The organism is Ralstonia flatus (genome assembly GCF_958439105.1).
GTDB classification, from domain to species: Bacteria; Pseudomonadota; Gammaproteobacteria; order Burkholderiales; family Burkholderiaceae; genus Ralstonia; species Ralstonia flatus.
The window spans coordinates 203,555-220,379 of record NZ_CAUDLI010000005.1; the positions used below are offsets into that span (position 1 = coordinate 203,555).

Sequence of the window (16,825 nt, forward strand, 5' to 3'; positions counted from 1 at the left end):
GCGGAATCCTCGCAAACAGATTCATGCAACGGACGCGTCGAGCACCACGGCGGCGCGGCCGGTCAACAGGATGCGCGTGCCACTGCGCACGGTGAATCGGTACAGGACGTTGTTGCCGTCGCCGCCGATGCGTTCAGCTTCGACGTCGAGCGGTGCATCGATGGTGTCGATGCGCGGGACATGGGCTTCAACGCTGCGCACGCTGGCAAGAAAGCCGGCGCGCGGGCGCGCTTGCGCAGCATCGCACAGGGCGCCATGCACGGCCATCGCCTGAGCGGCGTATTCGATGCCGCAAACGGCAGCCAGTTGACCGTGCGAACGTAGCGGGTTCGCAGCGTCACGATGGCTCGTGGCGCGGCAATGGATGTGTGCTTCGTCCCAGGCGACAACGGTGTCGAGCAGACACATCGCGCCGCTGTGCGGAATGCGTGCCGCGATCCAGTTGCGGTCGAGCGGCGGAGCCGGCTGCGCGCTTGACGTCATGGCGTGCTGAAGGTGATGTCGACCTGCACGCCGGTCTCGGGCAAATACTCGAGCACCACGCGGCCTGCGCGCCGTGCGGCCAACGCTTCCAGCAATGGCAGCGCGCGGGCTGCGGCGTTGCCGTGCCACAGGGTTTCCAGGCCGGTATGTGCCAACGCCGCCGGCGGCGCGTCGGTCAGCGCGACGTCAATGCGCGCGAGCGTGCGCGGGCTGGCTTCGGGCGCGAGTACCAGCGCCACCGCAAACGTATCGGGCACGGGCCGCACCGCATTCAGCGGCTCCGGATAATCGCCGTCATAGGCGATCAGCAGCGTGGGCGTGGCATCAATTGCAACCTGGCAGAGGCTGTCCAGCAGGCCGGCGGCAAAGCTGCCGTCATACGCGCACAGCACGTTGGACGGCGCCATCGCGTGCGTGGCGATGCTCCAGTAGCCGGCCGGCGCGTTGTGCACGGAGTTGTGGAAGCGCGTCGGCGACAGTTTGCGATCGTCGCCAGCCAACGTCTCGCAGATGGCGTTGCAGTTGTGGCCGTCGCCGCCAGACGAGCTGAAGACCGTGGCCAGCGTGGCGGCATCGCGTCCGCTCGCTGCAACGGCTTCGTGGCCGACTGCCAGCGCGAGTTTGACCACCGGCCCCGTTCGACGACGTTCGACCGACGGCAGGCCGGCTGGCGGCGGCAATTCGGTCGGCGCGTGTGCGTAGGGTGCGCGGCCTGCGAGCACGTCAGCCGTGTGCGGCCAATCCTGCAGGCCGGGGCCCAGCACGCCGATGCTTTCGATGAAGACGCTCAGGCCGGTCATGACGACACCCCCACATCGCCTGCGCGGGCAAAGACCAGGCTGCAATTCGTGCCGCCAAAGCCAAACGCATTGCTCAGTGCCGCGCGAACAGGCGCGTCGCGGCTGGTTGTCAGGTAGTTGACGTTCAAGGCCGGGTCGGGCTGCGTGGTGTTGATGCCGGCGGGCAGAAATTGATGGCGCAGCGCCAGCGCTGTAATCACGGCTTCCAACGCTCCCGCCGCGCCCAGCGTGTGGCCGGTCGCGCCCTTGGTCGAACTGCATGCCGTGCCGTCGAACAGCGCCTGGATGGCCCGCGCCTCCGCAGCGTCATTGCTGGGCGTGCCGGTGCCGTGCAGGTTGATGTAGTCGATGTCCGTTGCGCTCAGCCCGCTGGTGGCGAGCGCTTGCGCCATGGCCGCGCGGGCGCCCAATCCTTCGGGATGCGGCGACGACATGTGATGCGCATCGCTCGATTCGCCAATGCCGAGCAGCAGGATGGCGTCGTCGTCCAGCGTGTCGTTGGCGGCGGGGGCGCGCTCCAGCAGCGCAAAGGCTGCTGCCTCGCCGATGGAGATGCCGTCGCGCGCCGCGTCGTACGGCCGGCATGGTTGGCCTGACAGCAGCTCAAGCGAGTTGAAGCCGTACAGGGCGGTCAGGCACAGCGAATCGACGCCGCCGACCACCGCCGCATCGATGAGCCCCGCAGCCAGCATGCGCCGCGCCGAGGCAAAGACCTTGGCGCCCGACGAGCACGCCGACGAAATCACCATGGCCGGCCCACTCAGCCGAAAGTACGCACGCACAAACGCGGCGGGCGAATAGATGTTGTGCGTCTGCGCGTAGTGAAAACTCGCCGGCAGCGCGCCCGTTTGCGGATCGCGCTGCTGATAGGCGCGTTCGGTTTCGAGAATGCCCGACGTGCTGGTGCCGATGAATACGCCGACGCGCGCGGCACCATGGCGTGCCTTGGCGGCTTCAACGCCTTCGGCAAAACCGTCCTGTGTGAGGCCGATCTGGGCGAGCCTGTTGTTGCGGCAATCGAAATCGGCCAGGTCTGCACGCACGGGCCCCGCATCGGCCCCGGGCACTTCGCCGATCCAGGTGTCGAGATCAGCGCGCGGGAAGGTGCACGGCGTGAGGCCGCCACGTTGCACGCGCAACGCGTCGAGCGTGGCGTCAAGGCCACGTCCGAGGCAGCTCGTGGCGGTGAAATGCGTGAGCAGGACGGGCTTCACGGGCAGGATGTCGCGGCGATGGTGGGGTGGGATGGTTCGGCAGACTGGCGCGCCGATTCTTAACAAATTTTATCAAATGGCCATTTGCGGACGCGCGGTCTGCGCGGGCTGAGCCGGGAGGGCAGCGCGCAACGTCGTCCACTGCAATTGCGCACGCGCGGCGGCTTCCAGCATCTTCGGCAACACGGCCAGCAGCACAGGCGCCCCGTGTGCATCGCGCGCCGCGTGGCCGTCGTGCAGTAGCAGGATGTCCCGTGGGGCGAGACCGTGCAGCAGGCGATGGGCAATGGCTTCGGCGTTGCGCGAGCGGGTGTCGAAGCCGCGGCGCGTCCAGCTCGCCAGTTGCAGGCCAAGCTGACACAGCACGGGCTCCAGAAACGGATTGCGCAGGCCGGCCGGCGCGCGGAAGAACAGCGGGCGCGTGCCGGTGATCTGCGTGAGCGTGTCTTGCGCGGCAGCAATCTCGCGTCGCAACGCGCCCGTCCCCTGCAGCGAGAACGTATGCCGATGCCGCTGACTGTGGTTTTCCACCGCGTGCCCGCGCGCGACGATGGCCTCGACGCAGCGCGGGTGGCGTTGCGCCAATTCGCCGATGCAGAAGAAGGTGGCCTTGGCGCCGTATTGGTCAAGCATGTCCAGCACGCGCGGCGTGACATCGGGGTCAGGGCCGTCGTCGATGGTCAACGCGATCTGCCGCCCCGCCGTGGCGGGTAGATGCGTCCAGTTCGGGCCCAGCCAGCTGCTGCCCGGCCACAGACCGCCGGCCATCAGCACCAGATGCGAGGCGATGACGCTGCCGCCCGCCCACGGCCACGTCGATGGATCGGCCGCGACGGCAACGGCCGCACCGGCGTGCAGTGCCAGGGCGCCGTTGATTAGCGGGCTCGGCTTCCAGCGGCGGGCCGTGCCAAGCGGTGAGGTGGTCGGTGCGTTCATGCGGCGGCGTGCTGATCGTGATGGGCGCGTGGCGCCAGGATGGCGGCAAACACCAGCGCGAGCATGGCGCCCGGGCCGACGGTCAGCCCGAAGGTTTCGAGCATCGGCACGCGGGAAAACGCCAGCAGGCCGAAGCCGGCCACCGTCGCCAGGTTGGCCACCAGCAGTGACACCAGCGTCTGCGGCGCGATGGCCTGCGTGCGTTGATTGAAGAACAGCGCGTAGTTCGAGCCCACGGCCACGATCAGCAGCATGCCGACCAGATGCAGGATGGTCAGCGGCACGCGTGCCACCGCAAAGCCCGCCGTCACCACCAGCACCGCCGCCACCAGGGGCGCCAACGCGCGAAGCGTCCGCTGCGGTGAGCGCAGCGCCACAAGCAGCAGCAACGCGATCGCCGCAAAACCCGCGAGCGAGAGGCGCAGGTCTTCCCGCACGTAATCCACGTATAGCCGATCGGCTTCGGCCTTCATGTCGACGAAGAGCGCGCCGGGCACGTTCGCTTGCGCGACAGCGAAGCGAATCGGGGCGGCGTCCAGGCTGGGACGATTTGTAGCGTTATTTGCCGTGGCGGGCGCGGCCGCTGGTGCACGCAGTGGCAGCATGGCGCTCCATTGCCCGGCGCGCTCGGTCAGCAGCGCGTCCACCGCCAATGCCATCGACGTGCCCTCCAGGTCTGCACGCCGCAAAAGGGGCTGCGCGCGTGCCGCCTCGACATCGGCGATGAACGGGGCGAAGAGATCGGGCTTCACGCGGATCGGCTGATCTTCAACGGCGCTGCGCATGCGGGCGGCCAGCGCATCGGCGAGGGGCAGGCTTGCAAGGCGCGCTTGCTGCGTGGCATCGCTCGGCAGATAACGCGCGGGATTTTCGAAGCCGGCGAGCACGCCGTCGTCCACCAGCGGCTGAAGTTGCGCGGCGATCTTCTCGGCGCCTTCCAGCGCCGCCTGTTCCGTTGCAGCCGGAATCACCACCAGATAGCGCACATCGGGTGCGCCCACGTCTGCGCGCAGGCTGGCGTCGAGCGCCTGGCTCTTCGCGGGGACGGGGCTCAGCGCGGCGAGTTCGCGGCTCCACAAGCCATCGCGGTGCAACACAAGCGCCGTACATGCACCGATGAGCACCGCCGCCAACAGCCAGCGCAGGCGCGGTGCGGCAGACGTCGCCCGCGCCAGCCACGCGCCCACGCGTGACACATCGCGCGTCGCCACTTCCGCACCCCGCAGATGCGGCAGCACATAGCGCGTCACGAGCGCAGCTGTCACCAATCCGACGATCGAATACAGCCCCAGCTGCACCAGCCCCGGAAAGCCCGAGAACAGCATCGACGCAAAGCCGCACACCGAGGTCAGCACACCCAGGCGGATGGTCGGCCAGTACGTGGCAATCCATGCGCGCAGGCTGTCGTTGGCGGTGGCGCCGCGCAAGCGGGCGGATTGCACAAACAGGTAGATCGAATAGTCGACCGCCTCGCCGATGAGCGTGGTGCCGAAACCGAGCGTGAGCCCGTGCACCGCGCCGAACGTCAGGCTGACGGCCGCCACGCCTGCCGCCACGCCGGACAGCACCGGCAGCAACCCCAGCACCACGGTACGCGGCGAGCGGTACACCGTCAGCAGCAGTGCCACCACCAGCACGACGCTGACGGTGGAAAGCCGCTCGACGTCGTGCTTGATGGTGTCGCGCGAATCGACGGAGAACACGCCCGGGCCCGTCATCACGATGCGCGTGGACGTCGCGTTCGGCACGGTGCGGGCGGCCGCCTCGAATGCGCGGCGCACGGTATCGATGGCACGCGCCTGCGCATCGGTGTCGGAGCCGGCAGCCGTTGTCTGCACGACCAGCACGGCGCGCTGGCCATCGCGCGATGCCCACACGCCATGCATCGACGACGGCAGCGCCGTGTTGTCGAGCTGGCCGACGAGCGCCGCCACCTCGCCCGTCGGATCGCGCGGCAGCATCTTCTTGGCGACGAGCCCGGCCGATGAACTCAGCAGATCCAGACTTTCGCCCAGCGCCGCGTGCAGCCCTTCGGTGGAAAAGCGCTGCGGCGTAACAGCCGGGCTGAGCACGTAGCGGTGGTCGAAGACGAACTGCCGGTCGCGGGCCTCGCTCACGGGCTCGCCGTTATTGACGGCGCTGAATCGTGCGTCGGCACGCAGCGTGGCGGCCAGCTGCTTTGACAACGTTGCGCGGGTGGCCGCGTCGCCGCCCTCAATGCCGACGAGGATGAGCCGCGACACCAGCCCTTCGCGCAATTGGTCGACCAGCACACGCTGCTCCGCACTCGGCGATCGCGGCAGAAACGCCGACAAGTCCGCCGTAAAGCTGGTACGCCCGATCACGACCGCGCACAGCAGCAGGCCGGTCAACCAGACCAGCACCGCAGGCCGACGCAGGGCGTCCGAGCGTTTCATGTGCGCGCCGTCCTCAGTTGCCGGGCACGCGTTGCAGGCGCATCAGCGAATGATCGCCGTCGGCCTGGCGGATGGCGACGCTGCGCAGCACATCGCGCGTGCCTTCCAGCGTGATGGTGCTGACGACCTTCTGCATGCGTGCGTCGAGCGGCGAAAGCGTGAGCGTCCAGTCATCGCCGTGGCCCGCGATGGCGACCTTGTAGATCGCCTCGAGCGCGTAGCGGTTACCCGCCAGCGTCGCGCGGATGCTCTCGATAAAGGCGCCCAGCTCGGGGTACTGCGACAGCGGCATCGTGAACTTGCGCTGATTGCGCTCCACGGTCAGCTTGTCGCCGTCAATCACGAGGTGCTCGGGCTTCGGCGCCAGGGTGCGCTTTTCCAGATGATCGGGCGCGACGAACACCAGCTCGCCGGAAGATTCGATGGGCTGCGCCGCGATTGAGAGCGTCTTTGTTTCCGTGAACGTCGCGCGGCCCGACTTGTTGCGTGCGAGCGTCGACATCAGGCGGTCGAGCGTCCAGGCGGTATCTGCGGCGTGGGCGGTTGCAGCCAACAGGCTGGCGGCAAGCATGGCCAGAAAGGCGCGGAGGAATAGGCGCGTTGCAGTCATGGCGTTGGGGTGGTCTGGCGCTCGGCGGGGGCGCGACCCTGCGCGTCGGCCGCGTCGGCATCCTGCCAGAAGTCGAAGTAGTTGAACCAGTTGCAGGGCGCGACGCGGCAGTAGTGCTCAACGCGTTCCACATAGCGGGCGAGGGCGGTTTGCACGGCGGCGGCGCGATCTTCGCGGCGCACATCGGTGAAGTCCGCCAACGGATCGAAATGTACGGCGTAGCGATTGCCGCCGAGGTGTAGCCCCGTCATGAACAGCACGGGGCGCTTCAGCATGGCCGCCATGTGCAACGGCCCCAGCGGAAACGCTGCAGGGCTGCCCAGAAAATCCATCTGCTGAACGGACGGCCCCGCATCGCGCAACAGCGTGCGATCGGCCAGCATGCCGACGAGGCGGTTGCCGTCCAGCGCTTCGCGCACTTGCAGCATGGCGTCTACGCGGCCCAGCGGAATGACCTCCGGCGCCGCCGCCGGGTTGATGGCGGCAACCGCAGCGTTGATGTTGCGTGCGTTCTCTTCGTACATGGCGACGGCCACGCGCAGGTCGGGCACTGTGCGGCCGAGCGCGCGCACCACCTCGAAGCTGCCCAGGTGCGCGCCCAGCAGGAACGCACCACGCCCCTGCGCCAGCACGTCGTGCACGTGGTGTTGGCCCTGCAACTGGATGTCGAACAGATCGAAGCGACCGCTGATCAGGTAGATGCGGTCGTGGATGGTCGTGGCGAAGGTGAACATGTGGCCGAACACCTCACGCAGCGTTGCGGGCCGGCCGAGCGCGCGCCGCAGATAGTCACGCGAAGCACGCCGCGCCGCAGGCGACGCCGCGACGAAATACACCGCAATCAGCCGTAACAGGACACGGCCGAACGGCCGCCCCAGCCGCAGCGACAGCCACGTCATCACGCGCAGCAGCGCGAGGTTGCTGCGCTCCGGACGCTCGGCCCAGTCAGTGCGCTTCATGCGGCAACGCCCTCCGACGCGGATGCGGACAGCACGCCGCTGGCCACCTCACGCTCGCCCGCGCGGATGGTGAAGCGCACGGCGTTGCTGGCCGTCGTTTCGAACGCGAGGTCGAGCCATTCCCCGGGTGCGGCAGGACTGAGAAACTTGGCCGAGCTGATTTTGCAGGCATCCAACGGGCGGCCGAGCGCCGCACCGATCGTGTGGAGCGCATGGTCGAGCAGCACCACCCCCGGCACGATCGGGTGACCGGGAAAATGCCCCGGCAGCGCCGGGTGATCCGCAGCGATGGTGAAACGCATGGCGGGCTTGTCCGCGTTGCAATGCGAGTGTTGTGCGACGAGCGCGGCCAGCACATCGCGGGGCAGTTTGCCGGTCTCGTTGCGTGGCAGCGCGTCCACCAGCAGCAGCGGGCGCGGCAGAAATGCTGCATCGATGCGGTCGTGCAGGGCGCGCAGCACGTCCGCCGCGCTCATGCCCGGCGCCACGACCAGCGCCACCAGGCGCGTGACCGCCGCGCTGCCGTGCGTGTGCGGGGCCGCGGGCGCATCGTCCGGCATGTAGAACACGCCGTCCTCCACGCCCGCAATCGCATTGAGCTGGTGGTTCAGATACGCCAGCGACGACCGCTTGCCGGCAATGTTGATCAGGTCAGCCTTGCGCCCGTGCAGCAGAAAATGTGTCTCGTCGATCGGCTCGATCACATCTCCCATCGGCACCGCGGCTTCGACGTGTCCGCCGTAGACCCACACCGTCGGGCCGTCGTCTTCCGGCGTGCCGGGGCGCAACTCCATGCGGACGTCGGGGTACAGGTGCCACGCGGTTTCCTGCGCGGTGCGGCGCGTCGCAACCTGGCCGGTTTCGGTGCTGCCGTAAATCTCCAGGAGCGGCGCGGACAGGCGCGTCTCGGCCTCCCGCGCCAGCGCTTCCGACAGCGGCGCAGTCGCCGACAGCACGAGCGATGCGCTCGGCAACGCCGGCTCCGATGCCAGCAGCGCCCGCAGATGCACCGGCGAGGTCACCAGCACGCGCGGCTGCGGTACGGCGTCCAGCTCCTCGCGAATGTCCGCCGGATAGAACGGCTGCCGATTGCTGAACGCCAGGCCGCCTTGCAGCGCCAGCAGCACTGTCACCTCAAAGCCGTACATGTGCTGCGCCGGCACGGTGCCGACCAACGTGAACGCGCGCCCGTCGCCCAGGCCGAGATGGTCGACGGCCGTGCACATGCAGCGCACCAGCGCGCCCCACGTCTTGCGATGCGGCACTGGCGTGCCCGTCGAGCCGGACGTGAACAGCACCGCCATGATTTGCGAGGCGTCGATCTGCGGCACGTCGATGGGCGCGGTGTCGGCATCCAACGCATCGGGATAACGAAAGCCCGGCAGGTCGACGGGGCAGGCCGCCGCGTCGTGCAGGCAGAACACGTCCGGCGCGAATGCCGAAAGCTGACGCACCATCTGCGGCGTCTGCATGGGCGGCAGCAGGCTGATCTTGCCGGCCACCAGCGTCGCGCACAGGCCGACGGCAAAGCGGTAGCGGTCTGCGCAGGCATTGAATACGTGGGCGCCGGGCGGCAGCATTGGGGCCAGCGCCATCACATCGGCCAGGAACGCACGTGCAGAGACGGGCGCGCCGTCACGCCAGGCGAGCGTGCGGTCGAGTGTTGAATGGGAGACCAGCGGATGAGTCGGCATGAAACGAATCTTGGAGCGAGTGGGTTCAGCGGGGGCGCTCTGTGGCGATGGGCGCTGCGTGCCCGGATTGTTCCGATTGTCGATACGCGCGCACCGCATCGAACAGGCTGGAGCGCGGCTCGCCGCGCAGCACGATGCGGCGGCAGAGGTATTCCGCCACGAACATCACGCCCACCAACGGCAGCGAAAGGTAGTTCGCAAACGTCGACCACGTTACGGTCGATGCCGTGGCAAACAGCAGCGTGGATACGGCGGCGGTCGCCAGGAAAAACAGGGTCCACGCCAGGGTGATGCGACGCGAGTAACGCGCAATGCGCGGCGTCAGCGTGCCGTGCACCATGTGGGCAAAGCGTGTGCACAGCGGCTCGCGCCCCGCCGCCAGCGTGCGGCCGAACACGTAGGCCATCATCAGGTTGAAGCTTGCGTGTTCGAGATACAGCCCCCAGTCAAAATGCGCGGCCAGCGGTGCGCGCGCCATCCACAGTGCGCCGCACACGATAAGCCACAGCGGCAACAGCTTTGCACGATGCCGGGAACGCGTGGCCGCCACCAGCGCAATGGCCAACGGCGGCACCAGGGCCATCGCCAGGCCCAAGCCGTGCGCACCCGGCGTGGCCGCTGCGTAGTGCGCGCCCACCTGATACGCCACCACGGCGCCCACGCCCGCAGCGCCGCGCGCAAAGGCGGTCAATCGGTGCATGGCAGAAGGCGTTGGAAGAGGCCGGGGTGCATTGTGGTCGTCGGGGCGGGCAGTTTCATCATAGGGCGGCCACATTCTAGGGCTCCAGGCGTGTCTCGCCCGCGCCGGTCGCCGCGTGTTTGTAACCGGATGTACGCGCCGGGCTGGCCTCGCTGTGCCGAGCCTTGCCGGTTTACGGCGCCACACCAGCCGTTGAATCGTTTGCGTCACTTCTGCACACGCCGCGATATGCAGTCTTTGTCACGGTTTCGCGCTATACGGGGTGTGACCCTTCGTCTAGAATCCGCGTAGCTTAAACGACCCCCTTCACAGGCTGGGCTGGACAAGGCAGGGGCTTCGCGCAAGGAGAACGTCGTTGGCTCTGGCCGCAATCCCCGCTATATGCCGCCTGTGGTTGCAAGACCGATGAACGACCTGGAAAAAGAGCTCGCCGCGCTCATGATCGGCGAACTGAATCTCGAAGACATTCAACTCGATGCCCTGACGGCGGACACACCGCTGTATGGCGAGGGCTTTGGGCTCGACTCCATCGATATCCTCGAAGTTGCGCTGCTGATCTCCAAGAAATACGGCTTTGAGCTGCGCTCGGGCAATCCCGACAACCAGAAGATCTTCGCCTCGCTGGGCTCACTCGCGGCCTACGTGGCAGAGCACCGCACGCGATAGGCTCGCGCCCGCGCCCGACGCATTCCGCTTTCAACGTATCGCCGGACCGACGCCATGCCGATGACCGGCGCTTCCACCACGCATCTCGTTCTGATTCCGAGCTACAACCCGGGCCCCAAGGTTGACGACACCGTACGCAACGCGCGTGCGCAGTGGAACCCGGTCTGGGTGGTGGCAGACGGCAGCACCGACGGCAGCACCGAACGGCTGCAGGCCATGGCCGCGCAAGACCCGGGGCTGCGCGTGATCGTGCTGCCCCGCAATCGCGGCAAAGGCGTGGCCGTGCTGGCCGGGCTGGAAGCTGCTGCCGCGGCAGGCTTTTCCTACGTGCTGACCATGGACGCCGATGGCCAGCATCCCGCAGACCTCATCCCCGAGTTCATGGCCGCCTCGCAGGCTGCGCCCGACGCGATGATCCTCGGCCAACCGGTGTTCGACGCGTCGGCGCCGCAGGTGCGCGTGCAGGGTCGGCGCCTGTCCAACGGCTGCGCAGACATCGAAACGCTGTGGGCCGGCATTGGCGATACGTTGTTCGGTTTTCGCGTCTATCCGATTGCGCCGCTCGCCGAGATCATGCGCCGGCAGGCATGGATGCGCGGTTTCGATTTCGATCCGGAAGCGGCGGTGCGCCTATGTTGGGCGGGCGTGCGCCCGATCCGGCTGGCGGCGCCGGTGCGCTACTTCCGCGCGCACGAGGGCGGCGTCTCGCATTTCCGGTATCTGCGCGACAACATCCTGCTGTTCGGGATGCATCTGCGCCTGACGGTGGAGGGCATGCTGCGGTTGCCGTCGATGATTGCGCGGCGGGTGCAGCGCGGTTGGTAGCCCGCGGCGGGCACGTTCAGACCGCTTCCGCGGTGGCCTTGGCCTGGTTCAGCAAGGTTTCGGCGGCGTGCCAGGCTTGCGACGCGACGGATGGATCGCCGATGGCGCGGGCATCGGCCGTGGCGCCCGACAGCAGCATCACGTAGACCCCCGCAAGTTGCCGTGCCGTCTTGGCGGGCACCACATCCTTGAGCAGCGTTTCCATCATGGCGAGCAGGTCGTCGCGGTAGCGCACCGCCACGTCGGTCACCTTGGGGCAGGTGGAGCCGAATTCCGCCAGCGCGCGTTCGAACAGGCAACCCGCAAACTCGGGGGTGCGGAACCACGCGCCGTACCAGTCGAAGATGCCTTTCAGGCGGGCGGTGGCGTCGGGCAGGGGGCTGAGCTTCTCGGCGATGCTGCCCATGACGTAGGTATAGCGCTGCTCCAGCACTTCCTTGATCAGATCGTCCTTACCGGAAAAGTGCCGGTACAGCGTCATACGGGCGACGCCGGACGCGTCGATGATCCAATCGACGCCTACGGGATGGAAGCCGTGCTGGGAAAACAGCTCGCCGGCCTTGTCCACCACCTGTTGGCGCTTGCTTGCGCGCATTGCCGCCTCTCCTGTTTTGCCGTGCCGCATCTTAGCACCGGCCTCTTTTTGCGGCCTGTCGATTGGGCCCGCGGGCCGTGCGCTGCAGAGTGTTGTGGCCGCGTCAGCTTTACGCTTTGGTAACACACCTGCACACGGTTCCGGCTAAAGTAGACCGATCTATATCATCAGCCCGCACCTCCTACCGGAGCGGGGAAGAGAAAGCGTTGTGCGGCCGCTCCGGCGGCGCCGGTTTTGCGAACGGGATCGCAAAAAACGACCGGCACCTGCCAGGCTGTCAACGGAGTTTCTCTCGATCAACAGCAACAACAAAAAAAGGGGTCAGGCGAATGCGGAATCGTTTGCTGATGTTGGGAGTCGTGTCGCTGCTGGCCGCGTGTGCCCAGCCGCAGCCGCCCAGCGATGTGGTGCGGGTGTGCGACGACCGCGGTTGCGCCGATCGGCCGAAGGCCCAGGTGGCGTTCGATCAGGCGAATATCCCCGACGAAGATCCACGCATCGTCGCCCTCAAGGAAGTTGCCAGGCGAGAACCCAAGGCTGCCTACGACCTGGGTCTGCGCTATTTCCGCGGCGACGGCGTCCGCCAGGACAGCTACCAGGCACTGAACTGGATGCGCGAGGCGGCAGAGCACGGCAACCTGCAGGCGCAGAAGGCGCTCGGCGCGTTCTACCTGTTCGGGCTGGAAGAGATGGGCTCCGACCCGCGCGAAGCCGAAAAATGGCTCTCGATTGCCGTGAGCCGCGGCGACAAGGAATCGAAGAAGCTGCTCGAGCAAGCCCGCGCCGCCAAGAAATCCGACGAAGACGACTACAAATGGCGCGCGCAATGGCGCAGCACCTACTACGGCTATTGGTATTCGGGGTATCCGTACCTTGGCGTCTGGCGCCAGACGAGCTGGTACTGGTACTGAGCAGGCACCGCAGTCATCCGTTTCAAAGCGTTTCAAGGCAGTTCGGGGAGGGGGGAAAGCCTGTTGCACACCTCGCACGCCTGATCAAGGGGGGCTTATTGAGTCGCAGGACGCATAAGCCGAACATCGACTCAATGTGAGCCACACAACAATATGAACACCAATCTTCTCAGCCGCACTGCCAAGGCCGCAGGCGTGGCACTGATCACTGCTTCCCTGGCTGCCTGCGCTGGCGGCGGCATCGTGACCCCGGGCGGACAAAACGCCGGCGTGAGCGGCGCTGCGGCCGGCGGCTCCAGCGTGGGCGCAGATCCGACGCTCGAGCGCTGCGCCTCGCCGCTGGGCACCATCGCCATGGACGACGGCCGCAACGCCGACTGGTACGGCCAGTTCGGCAGCGCCACCAAGGTGACGACGATCGATCCGCTGCTGCGCATGGCCGTGCAGCAATCGAACTGCTTCGTGATCACGTCGATCGGCAACCAGAAGACCGACGCACGCCTGTCGCGCATCACCGATCTGCAGCGCAACTCCGGCGAATACCGCGCCGGCTCCAAGCAGCAGAAGGGCCAGCGCGTGGCGGCCGATTACTACATGGAGCCGCAGATCATCATCAACGACTCGCCGGTCGGCGGTGTGGCGGGTGCCGTGGGCGGCCTGCTCGGCAACAGCGCCATCGCTGCGCTGGCCGGCAGCGTGAAGTCGAAGGCTTCGGTCGTGACGCTGACCCTGTTCGACGTGCGCTCGGCCGTGCAGATCGCAGCCGCCGAAGGCAGCTCGACCGCGACGAACTACGGCGCCGTGCTGGCCGGTTTTGGCGGTGGCGTGGGCGGTGGCCTGGCAGGCTTCTCGGCGACACCCGAAGGCAAGGCCACGGTGGTCGCCTTCATCGACGCGTGGAACAAGATGGTCGTCGCGCTGCGCAGCTACAAGGCGCAAGACGTCAAGGGCGGCCTGGGCCGCGGTGGTCAGCTCAAGGTCAACTGATCAGGATTGAACGGGGAAAGCACTGCGAGGGCAGCGCCCCGAAGTGCGAAAGCAAAAAGCCTGCGGCGGTTGCGTCGCAGGCTTTTTGTTTTTGAATCGGGCGGCGCTCAGCGCGCGTCTTTCGGCTTGTCGCCCTTGGGCCAATCCTTGGCGCGCGCGGCATAGTCGGGGCGGGGCTGCTGGGTAAAGAAGGCTGCCACGTCCACGGCCTCCTGCGCCGTCAGCGTGCCGCCCTGGCCAAGCGGCATGTTGTGCTTCACGAAGGCTGCGGCGGTGTACAGGCGCGCCATGCCTGCGCCCACGTTGAACGAGTCCTTGCCCCACAGCGGCGGCATCAGGTAACCACCTTGCGGGTTGGGCAGCCCCTGGCCCTCGACGCCATGGCAGGCGGCGCAGCGCTGGGCGTAGATTGCTTTGCCGTTGTCGCGGTTGGGCGCGAGCGCGGTGTCGATCTTCTCAAAGCCGCGCCCCGTCACGTTGGTGCCTACGGGTACACCGCTGGAGAGCCATTTCATGTAGGCAAGGATGGCGTTCATGTCTTCGCCGTCGAAGGCGATGGGCTTGCCGTTCATCGACCGCTGGAAGCAATCATTCACGCGTTGCTGCAGCGAGATGACTGCGCCGCTGCGCGAGCGGTACTCCGGAAACGCGGCAGTCAGCCCGACCCATGGCGACGCGTAGGGCGTCGTGCCGCCATTGAGGTGGCAGCTCGTGCAGTTCAGGCCGTTGCCGACGTTGTGCGGCAACTGGCGCTTGGTGTCGGTGAGGATCAGCTTGCCGCGCTTGATGGCGTCGCCCACAGGCCCGGCGGGGATGGTGGCTTCGTCTGGCACCGGCAGCGTCGCCGGCGTTGTTTGTGCGAATGCGGATGTGCCGATGGCCAGCGCTAATGCGGCACCGAGTTTGCACAGCGTCATGTTGTCTCTCGTGGGGTTGGTTATCGGTTTATATGCGGTGGCGACTGGCTAGCGCTTGCGTTCCAGCGCGCTGAAGACGGCCATGCCCGCCAGCATGGCGCCGACAAAGCCGACAGCCTTGGGCACGCCCGCGCCCAGCGCCACCAATGCCGGCCCGGGGCAGAAACCGGCCAGTCCCCAGCCGATGCCGAACGCGGCGCTGCCCAGCACGAGCCGCGCGGTCACGCCCGTGGCCGACGGCAACAGGATCAGCGTGCCCAGCCACGAGCGGCCGCGCCGCCGCGCCACGAAGAAGGCGACCACGCCCACGGCAATCGCCCCCGCCATCACGAACGCGAGTGAAGGGTCCCATTGACCGAACAGATCGAGAAAGCCGAGCACCTTGGCCGGATTGGCCATGCCCGACACGATGAGCCCCGCGCCAAACAGCAGGCCTGCAACCAGTGCGATCACGATGGCCATGTCAGCCGCCCACCACGTGGCGCACGACGAACACGGTGACGATGCCCGAGGCCATGAACGTCAGCGTTGCCACCAGCGAGCGAACCGAGCCGCGCGACAACCCGCAGACGCCGTGGCCGCTCGTGCAGCCGCCTGCGTAGCGTGTGCCGATGCCGACCAGGAAACCTGCAGCCAGCACCTCGCCCCAGCCGGCTGCGATGTCCGGGACCACGGGGTGGCCCAGCCACGCCGCAATGAGGGGTGCCGCCACCAGGCCGATCAGAAACGCGACGCGCCAACCCACATCCCCCTGCGGGCGCTGCAGCAGGCCGCCAACGATGCCGCTGATGCCGGCAATGCGGCCGCTGCCAAGCACCAGCACGGCCGCCGCCAGCCCAATGACAAGGCCGCCAGCGAGCGCCGCGCCTGGAGTGAAGTGTGCGAAGTCAATCGACATGAAAAAAAAACGGGAGAGGGGCAGGGAACAATCTAGATTCCAATAATATATAAATTTATAGATTGTTTGTCATGTGGCGAGACAAGCAAGTGCTCAGCCCCGTGCGTTGCCCGACGGAAACACTCGCGCGAATGCAGGGTGTGAACCGATTGTCTGGGCAGTGCATCCTCGCTAGGCTGGGACTTTGCGGCGGAGGGCTGCGCGATGAGCTGGCAGAACTGGATTGTCTCGAGGATGGTGCGCAACCAGGTCAAGAAGCCGACCGAGCGGGAGCCCTTCGACCCCATCGCCACGCGCCTGCATGCCGAGAAGCGCAAGATGCCTTTGCCGGTGGAGCTGCCGCCGGATTGGCGCATCGTGCCGACCCTGGGGGCCCACGGCGATGGCCTCACCGGCGAATGGATCGAACCCGCCGATCCGGACCTGCATGACGACGCGCCCGTCGTGCTTTACCTGCATGGCGGCGGCTACTTTTTCTGCAGCCCGCGCACCCATCGCCCGATCACCATTGGCCTCGCCACGCATGCGCGGGCGCGTGTATGCGTGCCCGACTACCGGTTGGCACCCGAGCATCCGTTTCCAGCGCCGGTCGAAGATGCGCTGTTGACGTATCGCACGCTGCTGGCGCAAGGCGTGCCGCCATCGCGCATTGTCGTGGCGGGCGATTCCGCAGGCGGCGGCCTGGCGTTGGCGTTGCTCGTGGCCTTGCGCGATGCGGCGGACCCGCTGCCGGCGGGCGCGGTGCTGTATTCGCCGTGGACGGATCTTGCCGCCACGGGCCAAAGCCTGATCGACAACGATGAATCCGACGTGATGTTTCGCGGCGCGTGGATGGCGCACGGTGCCGCGTTGTACCTCGGCGACTCGGGCGCACCGACGGACCATCCGCTCGCCTCGCCGCTGTATGCAGATTTCACGGGCTTGCCCACGCTGCACTGCTACGTCAGCACCAGCGAAGTGCTGCGCGACGACACCCTCCGAATGGCCGAGCGCGCGCGGGCGGCCGGGGTATCCGTTTCGGTAGAAATGGGGCGGCGGCTTCCGCACGTGTGGCCGATCTTCTATCCTTTCCTTCCAGAGGCGCGTGTAGCGCTCAAACGATCGGGCGAGCAGATCAGACGACTGGTTGCGGCCCGGCACAACAACCTAGAACCGGTGGCACTGACGCCGGCATGACCCGACCGGTGCCCCTGCGCAGCCGCTTCGGGATGCG

18 protein-coding genes are annotated in these 16,825 nt (G+C 67.2%); 5 read left to right on the top strand and 13 right to left on the bottom strand.

Annotated elements, in window-relative coordinates; translation table 11 throughout:
• Window positions 1-21: 21 nt before the first annotated feature.
• The 9 genes from R2676_RS13785 to R2676_RS13825 form a co-directional block, all read right to left on the bottom strand.
• Entirely contained in the window at window positions 22-483 is a 462-nt protein-coding gene (locus R2676_RS13785; RefSeq protein ID WP_206272295.1) for a hotdog family protein, read from the bottom strand.
• Window positions 480-1,283 carry a beta-ketoacyl synthase chain length factor gene (locus R2676_RS13790; RefSeq protein ID WP_206272294.1) on the bottom strand — a complete coding sequence of 268 codons (804 nt, stop codon included), beginning with the start codon at window positions 1,281-1,283 and terminating at the stop codon, window positions 480-482. Before R2676_RS13790 ends, R2676_RS13785 begins: the two co-directional genes overlap by 4 nt.
• On the bottom strand, window positions 1,280-2,497 hold the full coding sequence (locus R2676_RS13795; protein ID WP_206272293.1) for a beta-ketoacyl-[acyl-carrier-protein] synthase family protein: 1,218 nt from the start codon (window positions 2,495-2,497) through the stop codon (window positions 1,280-1,282). The genes R2676_RS13790 and R2676_RS13795 overlap by 4 nt, the downstream gene beginning before the upstream one ends.
• Window positions 2,498-2,569: 72 nt before the next feature.
• A complete protein-coding gene (locus tag R2676_RS13800; protein ID WP_206272292.1) occupies window positions 2,570-3,433 on the bottom strand; it encodes a polysaccharide deacetylase family protein in 864 nt (287 codons plus the stop codon).
• Window positions 3,430-5,850, bottom strand: a complete 2,421-nt coding sequence (locus tag R2676_RS13805; RefSeq protein ID WP_206272291.1) for an MMPL family transporter — start codon at window positions 5,848-5,850, stop codon at window positions 3,430-3,432. Before R2676_RS13805 ends, R2676_RS13800 begins: the two co-directional genes overlap by 4 nt.
• A gap of 13 nt (window positions 5,851-5,863) precedes the next feature.
• Complete coding sequence (locus R2676_RS13810; protein ID WP_206272290.1) at window positions 5,864-6,460, bottom strand: LolA-related protein; 597 nt, start codon at window positions 6,458-6,460, stop codon at window positions 5,864-5,866.
• On the bottom strand, window positions 6,457-7,419 hold the full coding sequence (locus R2676_RS13815; RefSeq protein ID WP_206272289.1) for an LpxL/LpxP family acyltransferase: 963 nt from the start codon (window positions 7,417-7,419) through the stop codon (window positions 6,457-6,459). Before R2676_RS13815 ends, R2676_RS13810 begins: the two co-directional genes overlap by 4 nt.
• The gene (locus R2676_RS13820; RefSeq protein WP_206272288.1) at window positions 7,416-9,113 is read right to left on the bottom strand and encodes an AMP-binding protein; all 1,698 of its coding nucleotides are present in this window, start codon (window positions 9,111-9,113) and stop codon (window positions 7,416-7,418) included. The genes R2676_RS13815 and R2676_RS13820 overlap by 4 nt, the downstream gene beginning before the upstream one ends.
• Before the next feature lie 25 nt (window positions 9,114-9,138).
• A complete protein-coding gene (locus R2676_RS13825) occupies window positions 9,139-9,813 on the bottom strand; it encodes a COG4648 family protein (protein ID WP_206272287.1) in 675 nt (224 codons plus the stop codon).
• A 405-nt stretch (window positions 9,814-10,218) separates the two neighbouring features.
• Between R2676_RS13825 and R2676_RS13830 the strand changes: the two genes are divergently transcribed.
• Window positions 10,219-10,479 carry a phosphopantetheine-binding protein gene (locus tag R2676_RS13830; RefSeq protein ID WP_027678266.1) on the top strand — a complete coding sequence of 87 codons (261 nt, stop codon included), beginning with the start codon at window positions 10,219-10,221 and terminating at the stop codon, window positions 10,477-10,479.
• Between the two features lie 54 nt (window positions 10,480-10,533).
• Window positions 10,534-11,304, top strand: a complete 771-nt coding sequence (locus tag R2676_RS13835; RefSeq protein ID WP_206272286.1) for a glycosyltransferase family 2 protein — start codon at window positions 10,534-10,536, stop codon at window positions 11,302-11,304.
• A 16-nt stretch (window positions 11,305-11,320) separates the two neighbouring features.
• On the opposite strand, the gene R2676_RS13840 is transcribed toward R2676_RS13835, so the two are convergent.
• Window positions 11,321-11,899: a TetR/AcrR family transcriptional regulator gene (locus R2676_RS13840; RefSeq protein WP_316857259.1), complete on the bottom strand. Its 579-nt coding sequence runs from the start codon at window positions 11,897-11,899 to the stop codon at window positions 11,321-11,323.
• Between the two features lie 329 nt (window positions 11,900-12,228).
• On the opposite strand from R2676_RS13840, the gene R2676_RS13845 reads away from it, so the two are divergent.
• Together R2676_RS13845 and R2676_RS13850 are read left to right on the top strand one after the other, a co-directional pair.
• The gene (locus tag R2676_RS13845) at window positions 12,229-12,810 is read left to right on the top strand and encodes a tetratricopeptide repeat protein (protein WP_206272926.1); all 582 of its coding nucleotides are present in this window, start codon (window positions 12,229-12,231) and stop codon (window positions 12,808-12,810) included.
• A gap of 153 nt (window positions 12,811-12,963) precedes the next feature.
• Entirely contained in the window at window positions 12,964-13,797 is an 834-nt protein-coding gene (locus tag R2676_RS13850) for a hypothetical protein (protein ID WP_206272925.1), read from the top strand.
• Between the two features lie 107 nt (window positions 13,798-13,904).
• On the opposite strand, the gene R2676_RS13855 is transcribed toward R2676_RS13850, so the two are convergent.
• The 3 genes from R2676_RS13855 to R2676_RS13865 are packed head-to-tail and all read right to left on the bottom strand — an operon-like array spanning window position 13,905 to window position 15,612.
• Window positions 13,905-14,714, bottom strand: a complete 810-nt coding sequence (locus R2676_RS13855) for a c-type cytochrome (RefSeq protein WP_206272923.1) — start codon at window positions 14,712-14,714, stop codon at window positions 13,905-13,907.
• 48 nt (window positions 14,715-14,762) lie between these two features.
• Window positions 14,763-15,176: a DUF6691 family protein gene (locus R2676_RS13860; protein ID WP_206272921.1), complete on the bottom strand. Its 414-nt coding sequence runs from the start codon at window positions 15,174-15,176 to the stop codon at window positions 14,763-14,765.
• Between the two features lies 1 nt (window position 15,177).
• Window positions 15,178-15,612 (bottom strand): YeeE/YedE family protein, encoded by a 435-nt coding sequence (locus R2676_RS13865; protein ID WP_206272919.1) that lies wholly within the window; start codon window positions 15,610-15,612, stop codon window positions 15,178-15,180.
• Window positions 15,613-15,816: 204 nt separating this feature from the next.
• Here R2676_RS13865 and R2676_RS13870 point away from each other — a divergent pair, with 204 nt between their 5' ends.
• Window positions 15,817-16,788 (top strand): alpha/beta hydrolase, encoded by a 972-nt coding sequence (locus tag R2676_RS13870; RefSeq protein ID WP_206272917.1) that lies wholly within the window; start codon window positions 15,817-15,819, stop codon window positions 16,786-16,788.
• The last annotated feature ends 37 nt before the right edge of the window (window positions 16,789-16,825 follow it).

Coding starts and splice junctions, on each gene's coding strand:
- R2676_RS13785 (WP_206272295.1), bottom strand. CDS start 483: ATGACGTCAAGCGCGCAGCCGGCTCCGCCGCTCGACCGCAACTGGATC.
- R2676_RS13790 (WP_206272294.1), bottom strand. CDS start 1,283: ATGACCGGCCTGAGCGTCTTCATCGAAAGCATCGGCGTGCTGGGCCCC.
- R2676_RS13800 (WP_206272292.1), bottom strand. CDS start 3,433: ATGAACGCACCGACCACCTCACCGCTTGGCACGGCCCGCCGCTGGAAG.
- R2676_RS13805 (WP_206272291.1), bottom strand. CDS start 5,850: ATGAAACGCTCGGACGCCCTGCGTCGGCCTGCGGTGCTGGTCTGGTTG.
- R2676_RS13810 (WP_206272290.1), bottom strand. CDS start 6,460: ATGACTGCAACGCGCCTATTCCTCCGCGCCTTTCTGGCCATGCTTGCC.
- R2676_RS13815 (WP_206272289.1), bottom strand. CDS start 7,419: ATGAAGCGCACTGACTGGGCCGAGCGTCCGGAGCGCAGCAACCTCGCG.
- R2676_RS13820 (WP_206272288.1), bottom strand. CDS start 9,113: ATGCCGACTCATCCGCTGGTCTCCCATTCAACACTCGACCGCACGCTC.
- R2676_RS13825 (WP_206272287.1), bottom strand. CDS start 9,813: ATGCACCGATTGACCGCCTTTGCGCGCGGCGCTGCGGGCGTGGGCGCC.
- R2676_RS13830 (WP_027678266.1), top strand. CDS start 10,219: ATGAACGACCTGGAAAAAGAGCTCGCCGCGCTCATGATCGGCGAACTG.
- R2676_RS13835 (WP_206272286.1), top strand. CDS start 10,534: ATGCCGATGACCGGCGCTTCCACCACGCATCTCGTTCTGATTCCGAGC.
- R2676_RS13840 (WP_316857259.1), bottom strand. CDS start 11,899: ATGCGCGCAAGCAAGCGCCAACAGGTGGTGGACAAGGCCGGCGAGCTG.
- R2676_RS13845 (WP_206272926.1), top strand. CDS start 12,229: ATGCGGAATCGTTTGCTGATGTTGGGAGTCGTGTCGCTGCTGGCCGCG.
- R2676_RS13850 (WP_206272925.1), top strand. CDS start 12,964: ATGAACACCAATCTTCTCAGCCGCACTGCCAAGGCCGCAGGCGTGGCA.
- R2676_RS13855 (WP_206272923.1), bottom strand. CDS start 14,714: ATGACGCTGTGCAAACTCGGTGCCGCATTAGCGCTGGCCATCGGCACA.
- R2676_RS13860 (WP_206272921.1), bottom strand. CDS start 15,176: ATGGCCATCGTGATCGCACTGGTTGCAGGCCTGCTGTTTGGCGCGGGG.
- R2676_RS13865 (WP_206272919.1), bottom strand. CDS start 15,612: ATGTCGATTGACTTCGCACACTTCACTCCAGGCGCGGCGCTCGCTGGC.
- R2676_RS13870 (WP_206272917.1), top strand. CDS start 15,817: ATGAGCTGGCAGAACTGGATTGTCTCGAGGATGGTGCGCAACCAGGTC.